Raw genomic sequence first — 696 nt, 5'->3', positions numbered from 1 at the left:
GAAAGAAGTAAAGGAATCCTCTTTTTTCACCTGGAAAACATCATTGCTCCACAACTTTGTAAGATAACTTTGAGAAACCGATTTTAAAGCTTCCATCTCGATCATCCCGGAAACCTGTCGGCCGCCGGCAAAAAGTTTATCTCCCGATTCCTTTTGAACAGCTTCAGATTCGCCGGTGACAAAACTATAATCAATACGCGCGTTGCCATTGATAAGGATTCCGTCTACAGGGATAAGCTCCTCATTTCTTATGAGGATACGATCTCCTTTTTCAATGTCGTGTACATGTATGCTTTCTTCTTTTCCGTCCGGATTAATTCGGGTAATTCCGATTGGGAAATAGGACTTGTAATCCCGCTCAAAAGAAAGGAAATTATAGGTTTTTTGCTGAAAGAATTTTCCAAGAGTGAGGAAAAAGACCAGTCCGGTGAGGCTGTCAAAGAATCCGGTGCCCCAGTCAAAAATGATCTCCAGAGTACTGCGAACAAAGAGCACGAGCACGCCTAATGCCAAAGGCACATCAATATTGAGGATTCCTGCTCGAAGCCCTTTATAGGCGGAAATAAAGTAATCCTTGGCCACATAAAAGACCACCGGCAGGGAAAAACCAAACATGAGCCATCTAAAAAGGCCCTTGTATTGATCCAGCCAGAATTCGTTCACTTCAAAATATTCAGGGAACGAAAGGAACATCAC

General features: G+C 42.8%; 1 protein-coding gene. It reads right to left on the bottom strand.

Annotated elements, in window-relative coordinates; all coding sequences use genetic code 11:
• On the bottom strand, positions 1-696 hold a 696-nt coding region (locus HC175_RS15930), incomplete at both ends, for a P-type ATPase actuator domain-containing protein (protein WP_445326495.1).

Source organism: Salinimicrobium oceani (genome assembly GCF_012037645.1).
This window is presented reverse-complemented; position numbering and strand designations above follow the sequence as displayed.